Raw genomic sequence first — 22,317 nt, 5'->3', positions numbered from 1 at the left:
TATTACCTCCGTACGATGGAACGCAACAGCCGCAGCGCGACCGACAGGGACGCCATGTCATCGCGTTCCAGCCGGTTCACTTCCGCGAACATGTTCTGTGCACGATCAAGGTTAGCCGCGTTCGCCTCCAACCACGCAGCCACACGCACGGCCGGGTCGCTTTCCCCCGGATCGGTGACGGCAACGACGTCGCGGGTGAAGTCGATGATGGTCGAGTACAGGTCGTCGCGCAGCGCGGCGCGGGCCAGTGCCTTCCACCTGTCGTCGCGCGGCAGCGAGGTGATCCGCTCCAGCAGCGAGTCGACGCCGAAGCGGTCGTAGAGCACGTAGTAGACCTTGGCCAGCTCGGTCGCATCGGCCCCGGTGCGGGCCGCGGCCGTGGCGATGTCCAGCAGCGCGAAGGACTCGAACTGGACGGCCCAGCGGGTCGCCAGGGACTCGTCCAGGCCCCAGCCCTTGCCCTGGATCGCCCAGGCCGCGGCGCGCTCGGCGTCGACCCCGCGCAGCAGCGACCCGACCTCCGGGCGCAGCGCCCGCACGGTCGGGGCCAGTGCGGCCACGGCGTCGTCCACGTCCTGTTCGCGGTCCACGTGGTGGACGTACCAGCGCGTGGCGCGGTCCAGCAGGCGGCGCATGTCCAGGTGCAGGCGGCACCAGTGCGTCGAGTCGAAGGAAGCCGGCAGCGCATTGATCGCGTCGATCTCGGCGTCCAGCGAGTAGATCTCGCGCAGCGCCACGAACGCCTTGGCGACCTGTGCCTCGTCGGCCCCGGTCTCCTCCATCACGCGGAACGCGTAGGTGGTGCCGCCGATGTTGACCATGTCGTTGGCCACCACGGTGGCGATGATCTCGCGGCGCAGCGGGTGGGAGTCGAGGTCCGCCCCGAACTGCTCGGCCAGCTGCACCGGGAAGTAGTTGCGCAGCGTCGCGGCGAAGTGCGGGTCGTCGGGCAGGTCGGAGGCGGCCAGCGCGCCGGCCAGCTGGATCTTCGCGTAGGCAACGAGCACCGCCAGTTCCGGGGCTGTCAGCGTACCCCCGGCCGCCAGGCGCTCCTCGAGCACCTCGGTGGAGGGCAGGAACTCCAGCTTCCGGTCAAGGTCCGCATGCTCCTCGAGCCAGTCCATGAGGCGTTCGAACGCCGGGGACCAGCTGCTGAGCTCCTGCTTGTCGTTGAGCAGCAGCACGTTCTGGTCGAAGTTGGTCTTCAGCACCAGGCGGGCAACCTCGTCGGTCATCGAGTGCAGGAATTCGGCCCGCTTGGAGGCCTCCAGCTTCCCGGCCACGACCATGCGGTCCACGAAGATCTTGATGTTGACCTCGTGGTCCGAGCAGTCCACGCCTGCGGAGTTGTCGATGGCGTCGGTGTTCAGGATGACCCCGTGCAGCGCCGCCTCGATGCGGCCGCGCTGGGTCATGCCCAGGTTGCCGCCCTCGCCGATGACCTTGGCGCGGATCTGCTCGCCGTTGACGCGGATCGCGTCGTTGGCGCGGTCCCCGACTTCGGCGTGGGACTCGTCGGCGGCCTTGACGTAGGTGCCGATGCCGCCGTTGTACAGCAAGTCGACCGGTGCGCCCAGGATGGCCTTGAGCAGTTCGTTCGGGGCCATGGAGCTGACCGTGGCGCCCAGGCCCAGCGCCTCGCGCACCTCGGGGGAAATCGGGATGGACTTCAGCGCGCGGGAATGCACCCCGCCGCCGGCGGATATCAGGTCCTTGTTGTAGTCGGCCCAGGAGGAACGCGGCAACTCGAACAGGCGCGCGCGCTCGTCGAACGCGGCCCCCGGCTCCGGGTTCGGGTCCAGGAAGATGTCGCGGTGGTCGAAGGCGGCCAGCAGCTTGACGGTGCGGGTGCGCAGCATGCCGTTGCCGAATACGTCCCCGGACATGTCGCCCACGCCCGCGGCGGTGAACTCCTGGGTCTGGGTGTCCACGCCGAACTCGAAGAAGTGGCGCTTGACCGACTCCCAGGCGCCGCGGGCGGTGATGCCCATGGCCTTGTGGTCGTAGCCCACCGACCCGCCGGAGGCGAAGGCGTCGCCCAGCCAGTGGCCGCGCTCGGCGGAGATGGCGTTGGCGGTGTCGGAGAACGAGGCGGTGCCCTTGTCGGCGGCGACCACCAGGTAGGTGTCGTCCCCGTCCAGGCGCACGACGTTGGCCGGCGGCACGACCTTCTCGCCGTCCTCGTCGACCACCAGGTTGTCGGTGATTTCCAGCAGCGAGCGGATGAAGATGCGGTAGGAGGCCTTGCCCTCCTCCATCCAGCCGGCGCGGTCCACGGCCGGGTTGGGAAGCTGCTTGGCGTAGAAGCCGCCCTTGGCGCCGGTGGGCACGATCACGGCGTTCTTGACCATCTGTGCCTTGACCAGGCCCAGGACCTCGGTGCGGAAGTCCTCGCGGCGGTCACTCCAGCGCAGCCCGCCGCGGGCGACCTCGCCGAAGCGCAGGTGCACGCCCTCGATGCGCGGGGAGCAGACCCAGATCTCGTACTTGGGGCGGGGGAAGGGAGCGTCGGTGATCTTTCCGGGCAGCAGCTTGAAGGCCAGTGCCGCCGGATCGATGTAGTAGTTGGTGCGCAGCGTGGCCTCGATGAGGTTCACGAAGCGGCGCAGCAGCTTGTCGGCATCGAGCGTCGGGACCTTGTCCAGGGCCTCGTTGAGCACCTTGTGGGCGACCTCGATGGCGGCGGCGGATGCCTCGGGCGTCAGTGCCGGGTCGAAGGTGCCCTCGAAGAGCGCGATGATCCCGTGGGTGACCTCCGGGTTGGCGACCAGGGTGTCGGAGATGAACGTGTAGGAGGTGGAGACACCCAGCTGGTGCAGGTAGCGGGAGTAGGCGCGCAACAGCCCGACCTGCTTCCAGGAGATCGATTCCAGCAGCACCAGGCGGTTCATGTGGTCGGATTCGGCCGCGCCGGTGACCACCGCGGAGTAGGCGTCGGCCAGCAGGGCCTCGGCGTCCATGGGGTCGATCCCCTCGGGGAACTTCAGGCCCAGGTCGTAGAGGTAGCGCGGCTCGGCGCGCGAGGGCGTCACGGCGAAGGGCCGTTCCTCGATGACTTCCAGGCCGAGGTTCTGCAGCACCGGCAAGATCCGCGACAGCGAGAGCGGCGCGGTGAGGTAGAGCTTCATCCGGGCGTTGACCTCGGAGTCCTCATCCTCTTCGGGGACATAGAACTTCACCACGGGGCCGATGTGGGTTTCGTCCTCGTACTTGCCGAAGCGCTCGATGTCGGCCAGCGCGTCCTCGACCTCGAACTCGACGCGGTAGGCGGCGGGGAAGGCCTCGGACCAGCCGGCGGCCAGCGCGGCGCCCTTGTCGTTGCCGTAGAGCTCGTTGGCGGCCACGGTGATGCCCTCGGACCAGGAACGCACTGCGGCGACCAGACGGGTTTCCAGCCCGGCGCGGTCCACCACGGGGGTCAGCCCGTGGCGCTGCAGCCGGATCCGGTAGAACAGGCGCACCAGCGAGGACTCGGACATGCGGACCTCGAAGTCCATCGACTCGGCGTTGAACGCCTCGGTCAATTCCTTCTCGATACGCAGGCGCACCCCGGTGGTGTAGCGGTCGCGCGGCAGGTAGACCAGCGCGGACATGAAGCGCCCGTAGACGTCGGGGCGCAGGAAGAGCGAGGTGCGGCGGCGTTCCTGCAGGCGCAGGATCCCCAGCACGGTGTTGGTGAGGTCCTCGACGGAGATCTGGAAGAGCTCGTCGCGCGGGTAGGTCTCCAGGATCGTGACGATGTCCTTGCCGGAGTGCGAATCGGGGGCGAAGCCGGCGAGCTTGAGCACGGCCTCGACCTTCTCGCGCACGACCGGGACGCTGCGCACCGAGGAGGTGTAGACGCTGGAGGCGAACAGGCCGATGAAGCGGCGTTCGCCGTTGACGTTGCCGGCCGCGTCGAAGCGCTTGACACCCACGTAGTCCAGGTAGACCCCGCGGTGCACGGTGGAGCGGGAGTTGGCCTTGGTGATGACCAGGGCGCGCTTGTCGCGGGCCATGGCCCGGCCGCGCTTGGTCAGGTGCTGGGTGTCGCGCGCCGGGATGGCGTTGCGCATCAGGCCCAGGCCCGATTCGGTCTGGATCCGCAGCACGTCTTCGTTGTTCTCGGTGATCAGGTCGTACTCGCGGTAGCCCAGGAAGGTGAAGTTCCCGTCGTCGAGCCAGTGCAGCAGGTCGATGGCGGCGTCCAGGTCGGGGATCTGCTCGGCGCCTGCGACCGTGGCCAGGGAGTCGGCGATCTCGTGGGCCTTGTTGCGCATCGACGCCCAGTCCTCCACGGCGGCGCGCACGTCCTTGAGGATGCGTTCGAGGCCGGCGACCAGTTTGGTCAGGGCCTCGTCGCTCGGGTCCCCGCCGAGTTCCACGGAGATCCAGGATTCGATGGCGGTGTCGCGGTTTTCGGCGACCAGCGCGGAGATCTGCGGCAGGGCGGCGGTGTCGCCGCTGGCCAGGTGCTCGTTGGCCGGGACCGTGTCCAGGGCGGTGATGTGTCCGTCCTCGGCATCGCGGCCGACCACGAAGGTGGGGTGGACCACGACGTTGATGGCGTGGTTCTGCCGCACGATCTCGGCGGTGACCGAGTCGACCAGGAACGGCATGTCGTCGGTGACCACGTACACCATGGCCATGGCGGCGTGTCGGGTGATGGCCACGCGGGGCGTCTTGGGTTCCCGTATCCAGCCGACGGCCAGGTGGGCTCCCACCCTGGATTCAAGTTGCTGCGGCGTGTAGGCCGCCGCGTCCTCTGGTGCCAACTGCCCGTAGTAGGTTGCCACCAATTCGGGCGTGAGTGTCTCAGCGATGAATGTTTCGGACATGCTGGACTCCGACGAGTTCAAAAGAACGCCTCCGTGGATCGAGTGTGCGTGGCGCTCCGTTGCGCGACGCTGGTGCTACAACACTATCCCGCCGGGTTACCGACGTCACTTCGACGGGGCCAAACGGCGCAGAAACGGCGCCCTGCCCCTGATCCGTTGCCCGGCGAGGGCGGCGATGGCCACCCGCAGGGCCGAATGCGGGGCGATCTCCGCCAGCGCGCTTCCGGCCAGCAGCGCGGCGTCCACCGCAGCGGGGTCGCGGGGCAGGTAGCCGGCGATCGGCAGTCCGGGCCCGAACCGCGCCCAGGTCTCGGCCAGCCCCTGGCGCGGGGAGGCCCCGGCGTTGGCCGCGGAGACCTTGTTGAAGAGCACCGTGACCGGCAGTGCCCCGAGCACCTCGTGCATTTCCTCCAGGCCCCTGATCAGCCGCGGGACCCCGATGCTGTCGGCCGCCCCGACGGCATGGATCTCGTCGGCGATGCGCAGCATCGCGGCGGTCACCCCGTTGCGTTGCGGGGCGGCGGTGTCGAAGGAAAGCTCCTCGTCGAGTTCCAGCGGCGCCGCGACATCGATCACGATCGTGTCGCAGGCCTCCTGCAGCGCCAGGACCGCACGGCGCAGCGCGGTGGGGCGCAGTTCGGGCCAGCGGCTGGCCCGCGGCAGCCCGGTGGCCACGCGCATCCGGGCCCCGGCGATCAGCACCGGTGCACAGATCCGCTCGAGCTTCGCCGCGTCGAACCGCCCGGAGTCCACGGTGCGGCAGATCTGCGCGATGCCCGCGGCCTCGTCGAGCAGGCCCAGCTGCACGGCCTGGGAGGCCCCGTAGGTGTCGGCATCCAGCAGCACCACTTCCTGGTCCCCCAGCGCGCACTCCACGGCGTAGTTCAGCGCCAGCAGGGAGCGGCCCGGGGAACCCACGGGGCCCCAGAAAACCACCACGCGCGCCCGCTTCCGGGCCGGTGTCCCCGGCTCTTCGCCGGCAGCGGCCGGAACGGTGCCGCGCTCACGGTGCCCCAGCTCGGCCCGGGCCCGGGCGACCAGGGTGCCCAGCTCCGGGGCGGTGCAGCCGGTTCCCGCCACGTAGGCGCCGGCCGCCCCGAGCCGCTTGCCCTGGGCCGCGTCGTCGCAGAGCACCAGCACGGGGACCCCGCGCTCGATCATCGCATCGATGTCGTGGGTTTCGACCTCCACCGGCGGCCCGGCCAGGATCGCCGCGTCGGCCAGCCCGGTCTCGCAAAGGGCGATGGCCTCGGACATCTCGGTGCAACTGCGGGCCACCGTGAGCACCCCGCGGTGGCTCTCGAGCCTGTCGACCACCGTGCCGTCGTCCCCGTGCACCACGACCGAGATGTTCATGAGGCACTGGCCCCGGGGTTGAAGACCACGGTGATCCGCGCGTCGTTGGCCATGGCCTCGAGCAGGTCCGCCAGCCCGCTGTCAACCACCAGGATCTCGACCAGCGTCCCGGCCGTTCCGCCGAAGCCGGTGGCCCGTTCGGTGCGGCCGGTGACCTCGGCGGAGGGCAGCAGCAGGGTCGGCGGGGCGTAGGCATTGGCGGTCCGGTCCTTCAGCGAGACCCAGACATCGACATGGGCCCCGGAGGTGATCGCCGCCGGCAGGGCATCGGGCAGGTCGATGGACACCGGGCGGCGGTTGGTTCCGTCGTCCAGCCCCAGGGAGCTGCGCGGGAGCAGCTGCCCGGCGCGGACCAGCGAGTTGGCCCGCGTGCCCTCAAGCAGGGAGGGATCCGCCGGCACGTAGCGCTCCTCGAGCGCGTCGAGCTTCACGTTCACCACGTTGAGCTTCTCCGCGGTGATTTGCTCGCCCAGGGAGATGTCGGCCTTGGCCGAGTACATGGGCGTGGTGCGGTCCAGGGAACTGGTCAGGGCCACGACCCCGACGCAGGAGGCCAGCACGATCAGGATGCCCAGCAGCAGCCGCGGGTCCTTCCAGCTGGGTCTTCCCAGCCTGCTGGCCGCTGCCGCCACCGCTTCGTGGGCCTTGTCCATGTCGAATATCCCCCTCCGCCATGACCCCGCCGATGCGCGGCCGGGGAGTCTTCCGCCTGGCTGCGCAGAAACGCGGGATGCTTCATCGGCGGAGGCACGAGCCCCGCCGTTGTCCTTGGGGGCCACCATACGCCGTGGCGGCCGTGCGTGAGAAGGGGGCGAGCCCGGCTGTGGACAACCCCGCCGGGGGCCTCATTCCTCGCGGCGCACCCTGGCCACTGCGGAAAACGGGATCACGCACCGTCCGTGGATGGCAGGTGCGCGGCGGAATTCGTCGCGCTCGTGCAGCGCCACCTCGACGAAGTCCTGGCCCACCTGGTCCAGGGTTCCGCTGGCCAGCTGCTGCCCGTCGGTTCCGCCGATGCCCACCCTGGCCCGGTCCCGCACCAGCACGCGCAGGGCCTGGGAGAAGCCGACCCGCCGCTCCCCCGGCTCCGGGTTCCTGCCCGGCTCCCGCCCGGACCACCAGGCCAGCGCACGGAAGGGAACGAGTTCCTCGGTGCCGCCGTGGCGCAGCATCAGCCAGTCCCTGCCGAGGGAGGAAAGCTGTCCGCCCAGGCGTTCGGCGCCGAGCAGCTGCACATCGACCCGCGTGTCCAGGTGCCGTGCCAGGCGCTGGACCAGCGTCTGGCGGGCGCGTTCGATCCGGACAAATTCCTGGATTTCGCTGGCCTGGTCGCGGGCGGCCTCGGCCTCGAATTGTGCTTCCAGGTCGGCGAAAAGCGATTCCCATCTCATGGGCCCACCCTAGATGCCCAAAAGTTTCGCGCCTACCCCTAGATTCCCCGTGCACGAAGTGTCATCATGCTGTTACAAACAGATGCAAACAACATCAAATGACATCAAAGAAGGCCAATATGCGTTCACAACCAGCCCGCGACGCCCTGGCACTCGTGGCCGCGGCCGTCCTGTCGCTGGGCATGCTCGGGGCCAGCATCGTGCTGTGGCGCTCACTGCAGGAGCGCGCCGCCACCGGCACCCGGCTCGATGCGTGGTCCCTGGAACGGCTCACCGGCCTGGCCATCGGATTGCTGGGCGCGGCGTCGGTCGCCTGGCTGTTGTTGTGCCTGGCCCTGGCCCTGGCCGCCCGTCTCCTCGCCGCCAGCGGGCACCGGCGTCGCGGTGCGGCCCTGGCGGCACTCGTTCCCGGATTCGTCGCCCGGGTGCTGCTGGCCGGGTTCGGCGGTTCCCTCGTGCTGGCCGGATGCGCCGCGGGCGGCGCCACCGCCGCGGCCCCTGCGGCCCCTGCGACCGTTGCCGCGCCGCTGGCACCGGCCCAGCACCTTCAGGCCGCGATCGCCGGGCAACACGAGCGCCAGGCCGGCCCGCGACAGCCGGAGGCCACCGGGCCGAAGGGCACCGAAACCGAACTCCTCAGTCCCGGATTCATCCCGCACCGGGTCCCGCTGCCGCTGGCCCGGCTGGCCGGCGGAACCACCCGCACCCTTGAGGAGGTCGTGGTCCGGCCTGGAGACAGCCTCTGGGCCATTGCCGCACGCCACCTGCCCTCGAGCGCCGGCCCCGAAGACATCGCCGCGGCCTGGCCGCTATGGTTCGCCGCGAACCGCCGATTGATCGGCCCCGACCCCGACAGGCTCGAGGTCGGCATGGTGCTCCAGGCACCGCGGCCCGCTTCCCAGAAGCCCTGAAACCGATTGCACACACCGCCCTCCACCGTCGAAGCCATCCGCCCACCAGGAGTCCACCATGTCCATCACCGCCCTCGAGCCGGCCCCTTCCAACACCGCGCCGACGCTCGTCCAAGCAAACCGCTTCACCGCACCGGCCCCCGCCGCAGCGGAGCCGACCCCCATACGGAGGTTTCCGAAGGCCTTCGGCCCCGGTCCGGACAGGCGCGGGAAGCGCTGCCCGGGCCAGGAACCGGGCACCGAGACTCCGGCGCGCAGCCTCCCGGAGCAGGTTCGGCTCGACGAGGATTTCCGCGCGGACACCGAACACGATTTTGCCGACGGGCTGCGTCCCAAGCCGCCCACCGCCGCCGCCCGGGCAGTTGCCGAGAAGCTCTTCCCGCCCATGGACGGGCTGCTGGCCCCGGCCGAATCCGTGGCAGCGGTTGTGCACGCGGCCGCACCGGCGGTGCTGGAGGTACTGGCCGGAGCACGGCCCGCACGCCAGCTGCTGCGCGCCCTGAGCCCGGAGTGCATGCTGAAGCTCGACCACCACATGCGTCTCGGCGCGATCCAGCGCCCCGACCCCACCTCCTGCTGCTATTCCAACCCGCGGGTGCTGCGGATGCGCATCACCCAGGTCCTGCCCCTGGTCTTCGAGGCGGCGGTGATCATCCGGGACATGCAAAACGTCCGTGCCGCCGCTCTGAGGATCGAACGGTGGCACGGACGTTGGCAGGTTACTGCACTGGAGATCGGCTAGCGGCGCTTGCCCTTTTTCTTCTTGTTGTTGCCGCCGGCAGCCTTCGGGGCCGCCGCACCGGGGGTGCGCTCGATGTGGGTCGAGGCCTCGCCGCTTTCCTCGGGTGCCGTGTAGCGCAGCGTCGCCGGACGGGCCGGGGCCTCGAGGCCCGGGGTGTTCAGCACCGGCTCGGTGGTCACCGATCGGCCGTCGACGACGCCCGGCAGGGACATTTCCGGGGCCTGACGGGTCTCCACCTCGATGTTGAAGAGCATGCCGATGCTTTCCTCGCGGATGGATTCCATCATGGTCTGGAACATCAGGAAGCCCTCGCGCTGGTACTCGACCAACGGGTCGCGCTGGGCCATGGCGCGCAGGCCGATGCCCTCCTTGAGGTAGTCCATTTCGTAGAGGTGTTCCTGCCACTTGCGGCCGATCACCGAGAGCACCACGCGGCGTTCGAGCTCGCGCATGTTTTCCTCGCCGACCGCTTCCTCGCGTGCGGCGTACTGCAGCCGCGCGTCGGAGAGGATTTCGCGCTCCAGGAGTTCCGGGGTGATCGCGTCGCGGTGGCCGGCTTCCTCCGCAACCTCGTCGAGGGTGATGGAGATCGGGTAGAGCTGCTTGAGGTTTCCCCAGAGCCGCTTCAGGTCCCAGTCCTCGGAGTGTCCCTCGCCGGTGGCCTCGGCGACCATGGCCTTGACCACGTCTTCGAGGAAGTGCCCGACCTTCTCTTCCAGGTCGCCGCCCTCGAGGATGCGCCGGCGGTCGCCGTAGATGGCCTCGCGCTGGCGGTTCATCACGTCGTCGTACTTCAACACGTTCTTGCGTTGCTCGGCGTTGGTGCCCTCGACCTGCGCCTGTGCGGTTTCGATGGCCTTGGAAACGATCTTCGATTCCAGGGCCACGTCGTCGGGCATCGAGGGGTTGTTCATGATCCGCTGGGCCGCGCCGGCGTTGAAGCGGCGCATCAGCTCATCGGTCATCGAGAGGTAGAAGCGGGACTCGCCCGGGTCCCCCTGGCGTCCGGAACGGCCGCGCAGCTGGTTGTCGATGCGGCGTGACTCGTGGCGTTCGGTGCCCAGCACGTAGAGTCCCCCGGCGTCGGAGACTTCCTTCGCCTCGCTCGCGACCTGCTTCTTGGCGGTCTCGAAGACGGAATCCCAGACGCGCTCGTATTCCTCGGAGTTCGTTTCCGGGTCAAGTCCGCGGCGTTCCATCTCGGCGACGGCCAGGAATTCGGCGTTGCCGCCGAGCATGATGTCGGTGCCGCGGCCGGCCATGTTGGTGGCGACCGTGACGGAACCCTTCTTGCCGGCCTGGGCGACGATGGCTGCCTCGCGTGCGTGCTGCTTGGCATTGAGCACCTCGTGGCGGATGCCCTGCTTGGCCAGCAGGCGGGCCAGGTATTCGCTCTTTTCCACGCTGGTGGTGCCCACCAGCACCGGCTGGCCGGTGGCGTGGCGCTCGGCGATGTCCTGGACCACGGCGTCGAACTTGGCGATCTCGTTCTTGTAGATCAAATCCGCCTGGTCCTTGCGCAGCAGCGGCTTGTTGGTGGGGATCTCCACCACGCCGAGCTTGTAGGTGCCCATGAATTCCCCGGCCTCGGTCTGCGCCGTGCCGGTCATGCCCGCAAGCTTCTTGTAGAGGCGGAAGTAGTTCTGCAGGGTCACGGTCGCCATGGTCTGGTTCTCGGCCTTGATCTCCACCCCTTCCTTCGCCTCGATGGCCTGGTGCATGCCCTCGGAGTAGCGGCGCCCGGCCAGCGACCGCCCGGTGTGCTCATCGACGATCATGACCTCGCCGTTGATCACGACGTAGTCCTTGTCGTTCTTGAACAGTTCCTTGGCCTTGATGGCGTTGTTCAGGAACCCGATGAGCGGGGTGTTGGACGCCTCGTAGAGGTTGTGGATGCCCAGGTAGTCCTCGACCTTTTCGATGCCGGGTTCCAGCACGCCGATGGTGCGCTTCTTCTCGTCGACCTCGTAGTCGGTGTCGAGGCTCAGGCGGGTGACCAGCTTGGCGAATTCGGTGTACCAGCGGTTGACGTCGCCGGAGGCCTGCCCGGAAATGATCAGCGGGGTGCGGGCCTCGTCGATGAGGATCGAGTCGACCTCGTCGACGATCGCGAAGTTGTGGACGCGCTGGACGAGCTCGTCGGAGCTCCAGGCCATGTTGTCGCGCAGGTAGTCGAACCCGAACTCGTTGTTCGTGCCGTAGGTGATGTCCGCCTCGTATTGCTTGCGGCGTTCGGCTGGGTCCTGGTTGGACAGGATGCAGCCGTTGGTCAGGCCCAGGAAACGGTAGACGCGGCCCATCAGGTCGGACTGGTACTCGGCCAGGAAGTCGTTGACGGTGACCACGTGGACGCCCTTGCCCGTCAGGGCGTTGAGGTAGGCCGGCGCGGTGGCGACCAGGGTCTTGCCTTCGCCGGTCTTCATCTCGGCGATGTTGCCCAGGTGCAGGGCGGCGCCGCCCATGAGCTGGACATCGAAGTGGCGCATGCCCAGGGTGCGGTCGGCGGCTTCGCGGACGGCGGCAAAGGCCTCGGGCAGCAGGAGGTCCAGGGACTCGCCATCGGCAATGCGTGCCTTGAACTTGTCTGTTTCACCACGCAGTTCCGCATCGGATAGGGCACGGAATTCGCCATCAAGCACGTTGATGGCGTCGGCGTATCCGCGCAACCTCTTCAGCGTCTTCTTGTCGCCGGTACGCAGGATACGTTCAAGCAGTGATGCCACGAGGCAGCTCCCAAATCTCTAGCACAGGATTTCTGGCGTGTTCAGTCTACGTGAGAGATTGGTTTCACTTGTGGCTTTTAGCTGGATTCGGGCGAGCTTAGTGAAAACTCCAAGGCTGCTGCCAGATTCCCGTGTGCCGAAACCACGACTTCGTCGAGCCCCAGCCAGCGCGCCATGAGCCGCAATTCGGCCGCCAGCTCCGCCGCGGTGTTCCCGGGCGCGCCGGGCTCGGCGAAGGCGCCACGGACCAACAGCCTGCCCGTGGCCCGCTCTGCCTTCAGATCCACGCGGGCCACCAGCGCCTCGCCCAGCAGGAACGGCAGCACGTAGTACCCGTAGACGCGCTTGGCCACGGGCGTGTAGATCTCCAGGCGGTAGGTGAAGCCGAACAGCTTCTCGATCCGGCGGCGGTTGAAGACCATCGAGTCGAAGGGGCCCAATAGCGACCGGGCGTGCGAGCGACGGGGAATGGCGGTTCCGGGCAACAGGTAGAACGTGTCCTTCAGGCCCGCCACGCCGACCGTTTCGAGGGCTCCGCCGGCGGCGAGGTCTTGCAGGACCGCGGCGCTTTCACGCAACGGGAGCCGGAAGTAGTCGGCCAGGCAATGCACGCTGCCGATGCCGTGCGCCCCGGCGGCAGCCAGCAGCAGCCGCTCCATGCCCTGGCGCCGGTCGTTCCCGGCCGGGGGTACGGCTGCGGGTACGGCTGCGGGTACGGGTGCTTCGGGGAACACCTGGTGCAAGGCGGTGTAGCGGCGCTCGAATGCGCCGTTGCGGCCCTCGGTGCTGATCATTCCCTCGGCAAACAATGCCTCCAGGGCGCGCTTGACCGCGGACCAGTTCCAGCCCCACGAGTCGTTGTCTGAGGTCTGTTCGTGGCCCAGTTCGGCGGCGGCTTCCCGGGAGGTGCGGGGCCTGCCGTCGGCAAGCAGCCGAAGGATCCGGTGGGCCAGGACACGCCCGTCGTCGTCAATGGTCTTCATGCTGCCGGGCCAGGAGCGCTGCTGCCACGGGACCAGGTCCCTGAAGTGGTCGCTGCGCACCAGCGAGGCCTCGTGCGCCCAGTACTCAACCACCCTGCGCGGTTTTTGCACCGCGAGTGCGTCCAACAGCTCCGGGGCGTAAGGGCCCAGCCGCGAGAAGATCGGCAGGTACTGGGCCCTGGTGACGACGTTGACGGAGTCGATCTGGATCAGTTCCAGCCGGGCAAAGGCCCGGCCCACCGCACCAAGATTCACTGGTGCGGCGGGCCGGGGACGATGCAGCCCCTGGGCTGCGATGGCGATGCGACGGGCTTGCGCTGCGGAAAGAATCCTGCTCATGGTCCCATCGTATGCGCCGTTGGATCAGGCGTTGACTGGTTGCGGATCCGGGTCGCGGTAGCGACGGGTCTCCAGGGTGGATTCGTCGGTGGCCTCCGGATCCAGGGTGATGGTTCCGTAGGAGTACTGCTGGTTGCCCTTGGACTTCCGGGCGTAGACCACCGAGTGCGCCCCGGTTGCCGCGTCCACGAAGAGGTAGAAGGGGTGTCCAATCATTTCCATGCGGTCAACGGCGTCGTCGACGCTCATCGACTCCGCCGGGAAGACCTTGCGGCGGATCTCGATCGGCGGTGCGCCGTTCTCGGAGGCCTCGGCGGCCTGCCGGGTTTCCTCTTCCTGCTGTGCCAGACGCGTTGCCTCGTGCAGCGGAAGCGAGCTGTTGGCCGGCTCCAGTCCGCTGGTTGCCTGGTGAACGGCCTGGGGCGTCCGGGTGCCGTGGTGGACCTTGCGGCGGTCCCGGGCCTTGCGCAGACGCTCCAGGAGCTTGGCGAATGCGGTGTCGAAAGCAGCGAACTTGTCCGCGGCCTTGGCCTCGGCACGGATCGCCGGTCCCCGTCCCAGAACCGTCAATTCGACGGTCAGGGCAGTCTCCGCATTGCGTGCGTGCTGCTCCTTGGTGACCTTGATGTCCAAGCGCTGGATCTTCGTTGCAAGCTGATCGACCTTGTCGATCTTCTCGTCCACGTATTCGCGGAAGCGATCCGTAACACTGACATTGCGCCCGTTGATCGTCATCTCCATGGTGTCCTCCATCATTGCTCAGGTGACACGACAGCGACCGAAGAAGTCACTCCTTCCGGTCGCTGAAGATGGGTTCCTTTCCCCTTGCGGGGTGCCCATACCTCACCCTATGACAGATGCAACGATAATCAAGGATGTTCGGATTATTACTTCATCGCGTTGCGCGAACGTGGCTTTTTTCATCCGGTGCGGGTGTTGCCGCAAGCACCGCCGCCCCGCACACCCGCAGCCCGGACCCGGCCAGGGCGCGGTTCGCCTCGGCCAAGGTCGCCCCGGTGGTGAGCACGTCGTCGACAAACAGCACCTGGGTGCCGGCGGCCGCGAGCCGTGCCAGCTGCGGCGTCACCGGTGCATGCATCGTGCCGCGCACCGCGCCCCGGGCGCGCCTGCCCTTGCCTTTTTGCGCGGAGGTGAACTGCCTGGCCACCCGGTACCGGACCAGCTGCGCCACCTCCACGCCGGCGGGCAGCACCCGGGCCCGCCGCAACCTGGACAGCAGCAATCCCACCGGGAAGTACCCGCGCCGGGTCCTGGCCCGCAGCCGCGTGGGCACCGGGACCAGCACCACCGGGCGGCCCTGGTCAGCCAGGGTGTCCAGCACGGCCAGCACCGCGCGGGCCAACGGCGGCACCAGGTACCTGCCCAGGGCCGGCATCTGGTGGTTCTTGAAGGCCAGGACGACGGCCGCCAGCTCGTGCTCATAGGCTCCCGCGGCAACCACCGGCATCGGTCCGAGGCACCCGTCCAACGGCAGCGCCTCGGCCCGGAGTTCGACCCTCCGCGGGTGCAGGCAGGAGGCACGCAACGCGCGGGCGCAGGAACCGCACACCACGGCGTCCGGACGCCGGCAACTTACGCAGTCCACCGGGAACAGCAGTGCGGCGGTGCCGTGCAGGCCCGCCCGCACGGCCCGGGCAGCGCGGTGCCACCAGAGCGCATCAAGGAGCCGGGCCCAGGAACGTGCCGGGTCGCTGCGCGGAGCGGGCGGCCTGCGGTAGACGGCATCCGGGTCCTGCCGGATCCAAGGTTTCATGCCCTCCAGCATGCTCCCCGGGCCAGGCCCGTTCGAGGCCCGGCGGACCTGCTGTGGAGAACCGCGACCGTCGACCGGCCACTCAGCCCGGGTAGGTCAGGTCCCGGACCATGATTTCCATTTCATGCCAGGAGCTGCCCACGCGCGTGTAGATCTTGTCCTTGGTCTCGGCGTACACCGGGCGGCGTTCCCCGGGACCGGCCGACAAATCGAGCATGCCCAGCAGTGGCAGGTACGTCACCCGGGTGCCGGTCAGGCCGATTTCCTCCGCCGCCACCTTTTCGTTGGTGCTGGTTGCTGAGACGATGACCGAGACATCGGAGTTCCAGACGGCCTGGGTCACCGGAACCTCCGGATACAGCCTCTTGGGCGGGGCGAAGCCGCGCGGCGCGCCGTCGGCATCGCGCAGGATCCCGCTGATCGTCACGCTGGTTTCCCCGTCCTTCGAGGAGACGATCAGGGCGCGGGCCCCGTCCCGGGACACGCGCAGCGAGGAGACCTTGGCGTGCTCCAGCCAACCGGCGGTGATCGGTCGGACCTTTCCGCTGAGCACCGTGTCTTCCGGCACCGCCAGGACGCTGGTGGTCGAGGAATTGTCGACGGTCCAGGTCCAGCCATGGGCATCCATGGAGGGCCGGACCAGGTCCGTCCCGGTGGCGACCACCGAGCTGCGGCCCTCCTCGTCGATGGCGACGAGCTTGGTCAGCGAGCCGTTCAGGAACGCATAGCGGTTCCCCTGCGGGCTCATCGCCGGCAGGCGCGGGTCGTAGCCGGAGATGTCCCCGATGCCGCCGACCAGCCGCAGCGACTTGCCCTTGAGGTAGTACAGCGCCTTGTCCAGGACGCCGATCTGGGTGTCGGGGACCGGGGCGTTGACCTCGGCGACCTGGAAGTCGGGGTCCTTGGGCCCGATCTTGACCTCGGACTGCTCGTCGGTCATCACCACCGAGCGCACGGTGCCCAGCCCGCCGAGGCTGAGTTCCAGCTGCTGCTGCATCTGCTGGCGGGTAAGCTCCGTCGAGTCCAGGAAGGTGGCGGACTTCAAGTCGACGGTGGCCCGCTGCGATTCGATCGGCACCGAGGAGCGCACCAGAGAACTGCCCGGCGGGAACGCCGAAACCACCGCGTTTTCCAGGTACGGTGCCGGGCCGGCCAGCAACGCCTCGACCATTACCGCTGCCACGCCCGTGCGGGTGGGGAACCAGCGCACGTCGGGCACCGCGTAGTGGTAGCTGACGTCGTAAAAGTAGAGGGTCTGCGGGGCGAAGACGTGGCTGAAGCTGGCCTTGTCGAGCATGATGCCGTCGGGCAGCTGGGAAATGCGCCATTGGCCGTCGACCTTCTCCAGCGCCACGTCGACCGCCCGGGTGGTGTGCGCGGGCAATTCCGTCATGATGCCCGCGGCATCGACCTCGGAGACGACCTCCATCTGGATGGTGAAGGTGTTGGGGTTGCTGCCCGGGATCACCGAGGGGCGGGCGTCGTAGACCAGGGTCCGCACCGAGCCCTTCCAGACCCCGCCCTGCTTGGGGTCCAGGAATTGGCGGGCGGTCTTGTAGTCGTCCTGGGCGGCGATGCCGGCCTCGATGAACCCCTCGACGATCTCCCGGGGGGTGGCGTCGGGGGTCGGGCCGGGCAGGTTGAACTGCACGTTTCCGTCGGCATCGGTGCCGGAGCCGTCCAGTGCAATGGACTGGACCGGCGAGTTGCGCGGGATCTGCGAGCACCCGGTGAGCACCAGCACGAAGCCCAGGAGCACTGCCAGCAGCATCCGGGGCGTTGGGCGGTTCCTAGTCATGCGGGTGGTGCCTTCCTGGGGTGTGGCCGCCGGTGCCCGGAGCCGCGGTGTCCGGGTGCTCCTCGGGGATCAGCGGCGGGGCGGGCTTGAAGCCGATCGCGGGGATCTCCCCGGTCAGCGGGAAGGAGACGACCATGCCGCGGTCGAACACCGCGTCGGCCAGCACGATGGGCTCCAGCGGCAGCGGGGAGGCGATGATGGTGTCGCCCAGGATCCGCGGCAGGGTCAGCCGGAAGCACGAACCCACGCCGCGCTCCCCCCAGGCCTCCAGCCGGCCGGAGTGCAGCCGGGTGTCCTCCATGGCGATGGACAGCCCCAGGCCGGAGCCGCCGGTGGTCCGCGCCCGGGCCGGGTCGGCGCGCCAGAACCTGTCGAAGACGCGGGTGCTGGCCTCGGGGCTCATGCCGATGCCGCGGTCGCGCACCGTGATCGCCACCGCGTTCTGGTTGCCGGCCACGGTGATGTCGATGGGGTTGCCCTCGCCGTGCTCCACCGCGTTGAGCACCAGGTTGCGCACCACCCGCTCGATGCGCCGCGCATCCATCTCGGCCACCGCGCCGCCGGCGGGGGTGCCCAGGCGCAGCACCGAGCCCATGGCCTCGGCATGCGGTGTGGCGGTGTCGATCACGCGCCGGGCCACGGAGACCAGGTCGGTGGGCTCGGCGTCGAGCACCGCGACCCCGGCGTCGAAGCGGGAGACCTCCAAGAGGTCGTTGAGCAGGATCTGGAAGCGCTCGACCTGGTTGTAGAGCAGCTCCGCGGAGCGCTTGTTGATCGGGTCGAAGTCCTCGCGGGCGTCGTGCAGCACCTCGGCGGCCATCCGCACGGTGGTCAGCGGGGTGCGCAGCTCGTGGGACACGTCCGAGACGAAGCGCTGCTGCATCTGCGAAAGCATGGCCAGCTGGTTGATCTGGTCCTGCAGCGAGGCGGCCATGTGGTTGAAGGAGTTGCCCAGCCGCGCGATCTCGTCCTCGCCCGAAACGACCATGCGTTCCTCCAGCTGCCCGGCGGCAAGCTTCTCGGAAACCTGCGCGGCGGCGGCCACGGGGCGGACCACCAGGCGGGTGACGTACCAGGTGATGCCGCCGACCACCAGCAGCAGCAGCCCGCCGACCAGGCCCATGGCCCGGTTGATGAAGTCCAGGGTCTTTTGCACGCTGGAGAGGTCGTAGACCAGGTACAGGCCGTATTCGCGGCCCGGCGGCAGCGTCACCTTGGTGCCGAAGATCAGGCCCGGGCCGGCGCTGGCCCCGGCGTTGACCTCGATGGACTGCCAGTAGGTGGCGTTGGACTCCTGGACCTGGGCGGTCAGGGCCTCCGGCACGATGCGGGAGGTCAGGTTGCCGCTGGCGGTGGGCCCCACGTAGAGGTTGTCGTCCCCGGAAAGCGGGACCAGCACGAAGTCGCGAGGCACCAGGGCGGTGTCGCCCTCGAGGATCTTCAGCGTGCTGGTCACCAGCGAGCGGGTGCTGGTGCGGTCGGTGGTGGCCGCGGAGTCGAAGATGGCGCGCACCTGGTTCAGCCCGCGCAGGGACTCGGACTCCACCTGGTTGAAGCGCTCCTGGAACAGGCCCGTGGCAATCTGGTTGGACAGGAACGCGCCGGCGCCCAGCAGGGCCAGGGCGGTGAGCAGCACCGCGGAGGTCACGGTGCGGAAGAGCAGCGAACGGGTCCAGCGCGAGCGCACGGTGTTGCGCGCACGCACCAGCCAGGCCAAGGCGCGGCGGTGCCAGGGCCGCTGGTGCTCCGGCTCCGGGACCCGGGTTTCGTCCGGGGCCGGTTCGACGGTGTTCATGCTGCCCGTCACCTCCAGGCTCAGGCCTGGCCCGCCTTGTATCCCACGCCGCGCACGGTCAGCACGACCTCGGGGCTTTCCGGATCCATCTCAACCTTGGAACGCAGGCGCTGGACGTGGACATTGACCAGCCGCGTGTCGGCGGCGTGGCGGTAGCCCCAGACCTGCTCGAGCAGCTGCTCGCGGGTGAAGACCTGCCACGGCTTGCGGGCCAGGGCGACCAGGAGGTCGAATTCCAGCGGGGTCAGGCCGATCGGCTCGCCCTCGCGGGTCACCCGGTGGCCGGCGACGTCGATGCTCAGGTCCCCGATCTTCAGGGTTTCGGGGGCGTGCTGTTCGCCGGGGCGCAGCCGGGCGCGCACGCGCGCCACCAGTTCCGCGGGCTTGAAGGGCTTCGGGACGTAGTCGTCGGCGCCGGATTCCAGGCCGCGGACCACGTCGGCGGTGTCGGACTTGGCGGTGAGCATGACGATCGGGACATCGTCCTCGGCGCGGATGAGCTTGCAGACCTCGATGCCGTCCAGTCCCGGAAGCATCAGGTCAAGCAGCACCAGATCGGGCTTGACCTCGCGAAAAACACCCAATGCCTTGGCACCGTCGTAGCAGAACACGGCCTCGAAGCCGTCGTTCTGCAACACGATGCCGATCATTTCGGCCAGCGCCTCGTCGTCGTCGACAACCAGGATGCGTGCCTTCATAATCTGCCCTTCCGTAGCCTTGCGCTGGGCGCCGCGATAAGCATGCGCCCGGATACCTCAAGAGTACATGAGCACACCGGGCAAATCGCCGCGGAAACGGCAATCCACCACATCGTTTGTCTCGCATTCCGGCGCGGCTAGACTGGCCGCATGAGGGCGGAGCGCAACGGCCCGCACCGTTCGCCGCCCCGGAGCCCCGCCAAGGATTGAGGTCGTTTCCCGATGCCAGCCGATTCCCAGGTCCCCGAACCGGGGCAGCCCGATCCGCACCCGGCCTGGGGCCCGCCCCCGTCCGGGTGGGACGGGCAGCCGGCAGCGGCATCCGGCACCGGCCCGGACCCCGCGCACCGCTTCGGGCCGCCGGCGAAGCCCGGGGTCCTCGAGCTGCGGCCGCTGGGGTTCGGGGACCTGCTCGATGCGACATTCGCCGTCATCCGGCTCGCGCCGATCCCCACGTTGCTCAACGCGGTGCTGGTCCAGCTGCTGCCGGCGCTGCTCGCCCTGTGGCTGTTGCTTCCCTGGTTCACCGGCTTCGAGGTGTCTTTTGACCCGGGCCAGTCCTCCCCCGCCGAGGTGGTGCAGGGGCTCGAACGGACCTGGCCGTCACTGGCCGCGGGGCTCGGCGGCTACCTGGCGGTGCAGCTGCTGGCCGGGGTGCTGGTCATCGGGCCGAGCACCGTCGCCGCGATGCGCGCCACCCTGGGGCTGCGCACCGGATGGGGAGCATCGCTGGCGTTGAGCTCGCAGGCCATGCTCCGGCTGGTGGCCTGGAACCTGCTGGCCGGCGCCGCGGTGCTGCTGGTGCTGGCACTCTCGGTGGCCGGCGCCGCGGCCCTGGCACGCCCGCTGGGGCCGGCCGTCGCGGGAATCCTGCTGGCCCTCTGGCTTGTGGCGTTGTTGCCGCTGTATGTGTGGCTGGCCATCAAGCTCTGCTTCGGGCCGGTCGAGCTGGTGGCCAGGTCCATGGGCATCGGCTCGGCGATCGCCTCCTCGTGGAGGCTGGTGTGCGGATCCTGGTGGCGGATCCTGGGGATCCTTTTGGTGGTCGCCATCGTCCTAGGGCTGCTCTCGGGGCTCGTGGTCCAGATCCTGGATGTGGCCACGGGCCAGTTCGTCTCCGGCTCCAACACGGCCCTCGGCGTGGGGGTCGGAGTTGCCGCCCAGGCGGTCGTGGGCGCCTTGTCCATGGTGCTGGGCCAGGTCATGGTCACGCTGCTGCATGTCGACGCGCGGATCAGGCACGAGCGCCTGGACCTGGTGCTGGAGGCCGAATCCCGCACAGCTCCCGCGCACCCGATCCCCGGGCACGGGGCACGCCCCGTCCGGCAGCCCCGGTAGGCCGGGGCCCGGTAGGCCGGGGCCCGGGGAGCTAGCCGTCGACGCGAACCTGGTTCAGCGCCTCGGCGTAGGACGCCAGGCGCCCGAGCACCGCAGTCGCCTGCGCCGGGGGCAGCTCGGCCAGGCCGGCCGAAGGCATCAGCACCAGGGCGCCGAGCGCCGCATCGGGCAGCCCGAGCTGGCGCCACGGGCGGCGGATGGCGCTGACGGCCTCCACGACGCCGGGAAGCTTCGCTCCGGCGTCAACGGTGCCGAGCCACAGGCGCGTGCCGGATTCCACCGCCCCGGCAATCAGCTCCCACCCGGGCACGGTCAACGAGGCGGCGTTGGCGCCCAGCGCATCGGCACCCGCCTCGAGCGCGGTGGCCGCAAGGCTCGTCCAGGTTCCGGGTTCGGCCTCGGCGCCGATGACGACCTCCGCCGCGCCGGCGCCCTGCAGGGCCTCGACCAGCTCGCTCCACCAGCCGCGCAACTCGGCGGCGGGCACCGAGCGCAGCGTGCGGTAGCCGCTGGAGGTCGGCAGCGTCCCGTTGAGCACCGCCCCGGCGTCGGGTTCGTCGATGTACACGGTGATCCTCTGCCCGCCGGTCATCCGGGAGACCGCCTCGAGGTGCCGGGCGGCCCCCAGCGCCAGGGACTGGGCCAGGTCGCGGCGCGCCCCGTGGTCGGAGACGGCGCGTTCGCCGTGGTGCAGGTGCAGGTTTGCCGCCAGCGTGGCGGGACCCGGGAACTGGATCTTCAGCTCGCTGCCGCCGGATTCCTCGGCGCCGATGGCATCGGCCAGCACGTTCAGGTCGGTGCGCAGCGCCGAGGCGGCCCGCCGGGCATCGATGCCGGCGGCCGGGGCCAGCCGCCAGCCGTATGGCTGCAGGTCCACGACCATTTCCTCGAGCAGCTGCGCGCCGCGGCCGATCGCATCGGAGCCGACGCCGCGGTCCGGAAGCTGGTGCAGGTGCGGCAGGTTCGGCGCGCCGATCTCGCCGCGGATCACCAGCACCGATTCCATCGGGTCGGTGCCGGGCATCGGCCCGTGCGCGCTGGCCTGGACCTGGAGTGCCGCTGCCCGCGTGCCGGATTCGGGTTCCTGATCGGGGTGGGTGCCGGGGCGGATGTCGGGTTGCACGCTAGTTGCCGTTCTCCGCGTGCGTCGCCGAGATCGTCTGGTGGTGCCTGATGACCTCGGAAATGATGAAGTTCATGAACTTCTCGGCGAATTCCGGGTCCAGGTGCGCCTCCTGGGCGAGGCGGCGCAGGCGCTCTATCTGCGCCTTCTCCCGGCCCGGGTCGCTCGGCGGCAGCGCATGCACGGCCTTGAGGTGGCCGACCCGCTGGGTCGCCTTGAAGCGTTCGGCCAGCAGGTAGACCAGCGTCGCGTCGAAATTGTCGATGCTGCTGCGGATGGACAACAACTCCTCCATGACCTCTTTTTCGACGGTGTCGGCCAGGGAACTGGCGGCGGGGTCGTAGGCGCCGGTTTCGGCGTTGTCTGGCACCTGTGCGTTGTTCTGTTGGCTCATGAACCCAAGTCTAGGGTTGCGCGCTTGAATGCACCCAACCGTGACACGCGCGCCGCGGACGGCAACGATTGCACGGCGCGGGACCTCGGCGGGGACGGCAAAGGGGGCGGCCCACCGTGGTGGACCGCCCCAGTG

Annotated in this window: 16 protein-coding genes; 3 read left to right on the top strand and 13 right to left on the bottom strand. The window is 69.2% G+C overall.

Annotated elements, in window-relative coordinates:
- Positions 1–2 precede the first annotated feature (2 nt).
- The 4 genes from FPY90_RS00900 to FPY90_RS00885 all read right to left on the bottom strand — a co-directional run bounded on the left by FPY90_RS00900 (position 3) and on the right by FPY90_RS00885 (position 7,564).
- Positions 3–4,817 (bottom strand): NAD-glutamate dehydrogenase, encoded by a 4,815-nt coding sequence (locus FPY90_RS00900; RefSeq protein ID WP_498683342.1) that lies wholly within the window; start codon positions 4,815–4,817, stop codon positions 3–5.
- A 105-nt stretch (positions 4,818–4,922) separates the two neighbouring features.
- Positions 4,923–6,173 (bottom strand): CpaE/TadZ family protein, encoded by a 1,251-nt coding sequence (locus FPY90_RS00895; protein WP_071213521.1) that lies wholly within the window; start codon positions 6,171–6,173, stop codon positions 4,923–4,925.
- Positions 6,170–6,826, bottom strand: coding sequence for a CpaB family protein (locus FPY90_RS00890; protein ID WP_071213522.1), 657 nt, complete (start codon positions 6,824–6,826; stop codon positions 6,170–6,172). Before FPY90_RS00890 ends, FPY90_RS00895 begins: the two co-directional genes overlap by 4 nt.
- 192 nt (positions 6,827–7,018) lie before the next feature.
- Positions 7,019–7,564, bottom strand: a complete 546-nt coding sequence (locus FPY90_RS00885; protein ID WP_071213523.1) for a hypothetical protein — start codon at positions 7,562–7,564, stop codon at positions 7,019–7,021.
- A 119-nt stretch (positions 7,565–7,683) separates the two neighbouring features.
- On the opposite strand from FPY90_RS00885, the gene FPY90_RS00880 reads away from it, so the two are divergent.
- Both FPY90_RS00880 and FPY90_RS00875 read left to right on the top strand, forming a co-directional pair.
- The gene (locus tag FPY90_RS00880; RefSeq protein ID WP_498683336.1) at positions 7,684–8,475 is read left to right on the top strand and encodes a LysM peptidoglycan-binding domain-containing protein; all 792 of its coding nucleotides are present in this window, start codon (positions 7,684–7,686) and stop codon (positions 8,473–8,475) included.
- Between the two features lie 58 nt (positions 8,476–8,533).
- Positions 8,534–9,217 (top strand): Rv3235 family protein, encoded by a 684-nt coding sequence (locus FPY90_RS00875; protein ID WP_071213525.1) that lies wholly within the window; start codon positions 8,534–8,536, stop codon positions 9,215–9,217.
- On the opposite strand, the gene secA is transcribed toward FPY90_RS00875, so the two are convergent.
- The 7 genes from secA to mtrA all read right to left on the bottom strand — a co-directional run bounded on the left by secA (position 9,214) and on the right by mtrA (position 19,327).
- A complete protein-coding gene (secA, locus tag FPY90_RS00870) occupies positions 9,214–11,940 on the bottom strand; it encodes a preprotein translocase subunit SecA (RefSeq protein ID WP_071213526.1) in 2,727 nt (908 codons plus the stop codon). The genes FPY90_RS00875 and secA overlap by 4 nt on opposite strands.
- 77 nt (positions 11,941–12,017) lie before the next feature.
- Positions 12,018–13,262 (bottom strand): winged helix-turn-helix domain-containing protein, encoded by a 1,245-nt coding sequence (locus FPY90_RS00865; RefSeq protein ID WP_498683334.1) that lies wholly within the window; start codon positions 13,260–13,262, stop codon positions 12,018–12,020.
- Positions 13,263–13,286: 24 nt separating this feature from the next.
- Complete coding sequence (gene hpf, locus FPY90_RS00860; RefSeq protein ID WP_139194720.1) at positions 13,287–14,003, bottom strand: ribosome hibernation-promoting factor, HPF/YfiA family; 717 nt, start codon at positions 14,001–14,003, stop codon at positions 13,287–13,289.
- Between the two features lie 151 nt (positions 14,004–14,154).
- Positions 14,155–15,036 carry a ComF family protein gene (locus FPY90_RS00855; RefSeq protein ID WP_071213609.1) on the bottom strand — a complete coding sequence of 294 codons (882 nt, stop codon included), beginning with the start codon at positions 15,034–15,036 and terminating at the stop codon, positions 14,155–14,157.
- Positions 15,037–15,118: 82 nt separating this feature from the next.
- Positions 15,119–16,834 (bottom strand): LpqB family beta-propeller domain-containing protein, encoded by a 1,716-nt coding sequence (locus tag FPY90_RS00850; protein ID WP_083411004.1) that lies wholly within the window; start codon positions 16,832–16,834, stop codon positions 15,119–15,121.
- Positions 16,827–18,629: an MtrAB system histidine kinase MtrB gene (mtrB, locus tag FPY90_RS00845; protein WP_498683332.1), complete on the bottom strand. Its 1,803-nt coding sequence runs from the start codon at positions 18,627–18,629 to the stop codon at positions 16,827–16,829. The genes FPY90_RS00850 and mtrB overlap by 8 nt, the downstream gene beginning before the upstream one ends.
- Before the next feature lie 20 nt (positions 18,630–18,649).
- Positions 18,650–19,327, bottom strand: coding sequence for an MtrAB system response regulator MtrA (gene mtrA, locus FPY90_RS00840; protein ID WP_071213530.1), 678 nt, complete (start codon positions 19,325–19,327; stop codon positions 18,650–18,652).
- 222 nt (positions 19,328–19,549) lie between these two features.
- On the opposite strand from mtrA, the gene FPY90_RS00835 reads away from it, so the two are divergent.
- Complete coding sequence (locus tag FPY90_RS00835) at positions 19,550–20,665, top strand: hypothetical protein (protein WP_498683329.1); 1,116 nt, start codon at positions 19,550–19,552, stop codon at positions 20,663–20,665.
- Between the two features lie 31 nt (positions 20,666–20,696).
- Here the strand turns inward: FPY90_RS00835 and FPY90_RS00830 are convergent, their stop codons facing one another.
- Both FPY90_RS00830 and FPY90_RS00825 read right to left on the bottom strand, forming a co-directional pair.
- On the bottom strand, positions 20,697–21,788 hold the full coding sequence (locus tag FPY90_RS00830; RefSeq protein WP_498683327.1) for a uroporphyrinogen decarboxylase/cobalamine-independent methonine synthase family protein: 1,092 nt from the start codon (positions 21,786–21,788) through the stop codon (positions 20,697–20,699).
- Position 21,789: 1 nt separating this feature from the next.
- Entirely contained in the window at positions 21,790–22,182 is a 393-nt protein-coding gene (locus FPY90_RS00825; RefSeq protein ID WP_071213532.1) for a chorismate mutase, read from the bottom strand.
- Positions 22,183–22,317: the final 135 nt, after the last annotated feature.

Origin of the sequence: Arthrobacter sp. C2, assembly GCA_024207135.1 — a bacterium.
Classification (GTDB): domain Bacteria; phylum Actinomycetota; class Actinomycetes; order Actinomycetales; family Micrococcaceae; genus Paeniglutamicibacter.
This window is presented reverse-complemented; position numbering and strand designations above follow the sequence as displayed.

Coding starts and splice junctions, on each gene's coding strand:
- FPY90_RS00880 (WP_498683336.1), top strand. CDS start 7,684: ATGCGTTCACAACCAGCCCGCGACGCCCTGGCACTCGTGGCCGCGGCC.
- FPY90_RS00885 (WP_071213523.1), bottom strand. CDS start 7,564: ATGAGATGGGAATCGCTTTTCGCCGACCTGGAAGCACAATTCGAGGCC.
- mtrB (WP_498683332.1), bottom strand. CDS start 18,629: ATGAACACCGTCGAACCGGCCCCGGACGAAACCCGGGTCCCGGAGCCG.
- FPY90_RS00875 (WP_071213525.1), top strand. CDS start 8,534: ATGTCCATCACCGCCCTCGAGCCGGCCCCTTCCAACACCGCGCCGACG.
- FPY90_RS00900 (WP_498683342.1), bottom strand. CDS start 4,817: ATGTCCGAAACATTCATCGCTGAGACACTCACGCCCGAATTGGTGGCA.
- FPY90_RS00865 (WP_498683334.1), bottom strand. CDS start 13,262: ATGAGCAGGATTCTTTCCGCAGCGCAAGCCCGTCGCATCGCCATCGCA.
- mtrA (WP_071213530.1), bottom strand. CDS start 19,327: ATGAAGGCACGCATCCTGGTTGTCGACGACGACGAGGCGCTGGCCGAA.
- FPY90_RS00850 (WP_083411004.1), bottom strand. CDS start 16,834: ATGACTAGGAACCGCCCAACGCCCCGGATGCTGCTGGCAGTGCTCCTG.
- FPY90_RS00895 (WP_071213521.1), bottom strand. CDS start 6,173: ATGAACATCTCGGTCGTGGTGCACGGGGACGACGGCACGGTGGTCGAC.
- FPY90_RS00825 (WP_071213532.1), bottom strand. CDS start 22,182: ATGAGCCAACAGAACAACGCACAGGTGCCAGACAACGCCGAAACCGGC.
- hpf (WP_139194720.1), bottom strand. CDS start 14,003: ATGGAGATGACGATCAACGGGCGCAATGTCAGTGTTACGGATCGCTTC.
- FPY90_RS00835 (WP_498683329.1), top strand. CDS start 19,550: ATGCCAGCCGATTCCCAGGTCCCCGAACCGGGGCAGCCCGATCCGCAC.
- FPY90_RS00855 (WP_071213609.1), bottom strand. CDS start 15,036: ATGAAACCTTGGATCCGGCAGGACCCGGATGCCGTCTACCGCAGGCCG.
- FPY90_RS00890 (WP_071213522.1), bottom strand. CDS start 6,826: ATGGACAAGGCCCACGAAGCGGTGGCGGCAGCGGCCAGCAGGCTGGGA.